A 2,874-nucleotide genomic window follows, 5' to 3' on the forward strand; every position below is an offset into this window, starting at 1 on the left:
GTGGGGGGGGGGTTGGCCCGCCCCCCCCCCCCCCCCCCCCCACTCCGGGGACCTCTGCAGAGCCGGCCAGCGGCCGGCACTACCGATCGTGGCCACCCGTCAAGCGTCGCGGCCACCGTGATCCATCAACGGTTCTGCGCGAACATCCACGCCCACATCGCCGCATCGGCATAGGTGGCGTCCCAGGCGTTGTGGTTGCCTTCGGGGTACTCGGTGTAGCGCACGTCCTTCGCACCGGCCTGCTGGAACGCGGCGTGCAGCTTGCGGTCGTCATCCGGCGGTACCAGGTCGTCCAGCGCGCCATGGAACATCCAGATCGGGACGTTGCGCAGGCGCTGGGCGATGGCGGCGTACGGGTCGCGCTGGCCGGCCACGGCCTCCACCTGCAGGTCCGGGCGGCTCTGGTGCGGGGACAGCACCGCGCCGCAGACCGGCACGATCGCGGCAAACCGGTCCGGGTGCTCCAGCGCGATGTTCCAGCTGCCGTAGCCGCCCATCGACATCCCGGTCAGGTACTGCCGCTGCGGGTCGGCCCCAAACTCGGCGATGGCGGCATCCAGTGCAGCCAGCGCGATGCGGTTGTTCTCGCCCGACCATTCCTGGTCATCCGGGGTCTGCGGCAACACCACCAGCGCGGGGAAGGTGGAGGTGTGCTGGCGCAGGTAGGGCCCCAGCCCGGCCTGAGTCTGGCGGCGGCCGTCGCGGCCACGCTCACCGGAGCCATGCAGGAACAGGACGACCGGCAATTGGCCGCGTGAGGCGGCGGCGTTGCGCGGCACGAACACCTGGTAATACGCGGTATGGCCATCCACCTTGACCGCACGGCCGACGAACTGGCCACCGGAGGCCGCCGGGGTGCTCGCGCAGCCGGCCACCGTCATCATCGCCACTGCCCAGAGCAGCCATCCACTCCAACGTCGTGCCATCGTCGTGCCTTGATTGAAATCGTTTTCAGTCTAGGCCCGGTGGCGCGCCGGAGCATCTTGCAGTGCATCAGTGCGGGCGCGGGGCCGCAGCCAGGATGTCCAGCTGTTCGATCGCCTCGGGGTGACCGTCGGCGGCGGCCGCCTGCACCTGCGCCAGACTGGGGTGGACCACCAGCAGGATCGGGTTCTCGCACTGCGGGCAGTCGAACTGCGCTTCGTCTTCGTGCAGTTCCATCGGCATCTGCCGCGCGCTGCCCTGCCATTCGCAGGCGGCGCAGGTATACGTCGCGTCGCGCCAGCCGGGCTGGAAGTAGTTGTCGAGGGTCAGGGCCATGCGGTGTCCAGGGTCAGTGCAGCAGGATCAGGCTGGCCAGGCCGAGGAAGCTGAAGAAGCCCATGACATCGGTGACAGCGGTCACCACCACGGTACCGGCCACGGCCGGGTCCACGTTCATGCGCTTGAGCAGCAGCGGCAGCAGCACACCGGCCAGGGCCGCGGCGCAGAAGTTGATGATCAGCGCCAGGGTGATCACCAGCGACAGCAGGAAGCTGTGGAACCAGAGGTAGGCGATGATGCCGACCACGGTGCCGATCAGGGTGCCGTTGATCAAGGCGACGCGTGATTCCTTCCACAGCAGGATGCGCGCGTTGCTCTGGCCGACCTGGCCCAGCGCGATGCCGCGCACCATCAGGGTCAGCACCTGCACGGCGGCATTGCCGCCCACGCCGGCCACGATCGGCATCAGCACCGCCAGCGCCACCACCTTCTGCAGGGTCAGCTCGAACTGGCCGATCACGCTGGCCGCCAGGAACGCGGTGCACAGGTTGATGCCCAGCCAGACCACGCGGCCGCGCACGGCGCGCTTGATCGGCGAGAACAGATCTTCTTCTTCGTCCAGGCCGGCGGCGCCCAGCGCCTGGTGCTCGGCCTGCGACCGGATGATGTCGACCACGTCATCGATGGTGATGCGGCCGAGCAGGATGTTGTTGTCGTCCACCACCGGCGCGGACACCCAGTCATGATCGGAGAACTGGCGCGCGACTTCATCGGCGCTCTCGCCGACATCGATCGCCGGCTGCTCGTCATCGATCAGGCGGTTGATCGGCGTGTTGTCCTCGTGCGTCACCAGCGCGGCCAGCGACAGGCGGCCCAGGTACTGGTGGCGGCGACTGACCACGAACAGGTGATCGGTGTGGTCGGGCAGTTCGCCGCGCAGGCGCAGGTAGCGCAGCACCACATCGACATTGACGTCGGCGCGCACGGTGACCACGTCCGGGTTCATCAGGCGGCCGGCGCTGTCCTCGGGATAGGACAGCACCTGCTCAAGCCGCTCGCGGTTCTCGCGGTCCATCGACTTGAGCACTTCATCGATGACCGTGTCCGGCAGGTCTTCGACCAGATCGGCCAGGTCATCGATGTCCAGATCTTCGACCGCGGCGATGATCTCGTCCGGGTCCATGTCGGCCAGCAGGCTTTCGCGCACTTCCTCGCCGACGTGGACCAGTACCTCGCCGTCGTCTTCCGGATCCACCAGGCCCCAGACGATCTCACGCTTGCCCGGCGGCAGCGATTCGAGCAGGTTGCCGATTTCCGCCGGCGCCAGGGTATTGACCAACCGACGGACCGGACCCAGCCGCCCGCTGTCCAGTGCATCGGACAACAGCCGCAGCTGGCGCGCCGTCTTGTCGTGGCGTACGGCTTCGGCCATGCGCAGCTCCTGCGGAAAAAGAAAAAGGCCGCTATCCGGTAGAGGATGCGGCATGGGCGGTGGTCACCGCGTCATTATCGCGTGCTTGTGTGTCAATCGGGTAGCGCGCAGACGGCGATGCGCGTGGGACGCACGCATTCAACGACGGTAGTGCCGGGCGGGGGGCCGCCCCCCCCCCCACCGCAACACCACGAAAAAAAAATACACGCCCCCCCCCCCCCCCCCCCCCCCAAAAATAA

The 2,874-nt window shown here is 67.9% G+C and carries 3 protein-coding genes; all 3 read right to left on the bottom strand.

Annotated elements, in window-relative coordinates; all coding sequences use genetic code 11:
- Window positions 1-125: 125 nt before the first annotated feature.
- The 3 genes from ABE472_RS18775 to mgtE all read right to left on the bottom strand — a co-directional run bounded on the left by ABE472_RS18775 (window position 126) and on the right by mgtE (window position 2,635).
- Window positions 126-926, bottom strand: coding sequence for a prolyl oligopeptidase family serine peptidase (locus ABE472_RS18775; RefSeq protein WP_346466779.1), 801 nt, complete (start codon window positions 924-926; stop codon window positions 126-128).
- Between the two features lie 67 nt (window positions 927-993).
- On the bottom strand, window positions 994-1,260 hold the full coding sequence (locus ABE472_RS18780; protein WP_152153549.1) for a hypothetical protein: 267 nt from the start codon (window positions 1,258-1,260) through the stop codon (window positions 994-996).
- A 13-nt stretch (window positions 1,261-1,273) separates the two neighbouring features.
- Window positions 1,274-2,635, bottom strand: a complete 1,362-nt coding sequence (mgtE, locus tag ABE472_RS18785; RefSeq protein ID WP_123728558.1) for a magnesium transporter — start codon at window positions 2,633-2,635, stop codon at window positions 1,274-1,276.
- Window positions 2,636-2,874: the final 239 nt, after the last annotated feature.

Origin of the sequence: Stenotrophomonas sp. TWI809, from assembly GCF_039673205.1 — a bacterium.
Classification (GTDB): domain Bacteria; phylum Pseudomonadota; class Gammaproteobacteria; order Xanthomonadales; family Xanthomonadaceae; genus Stenotrophomonas.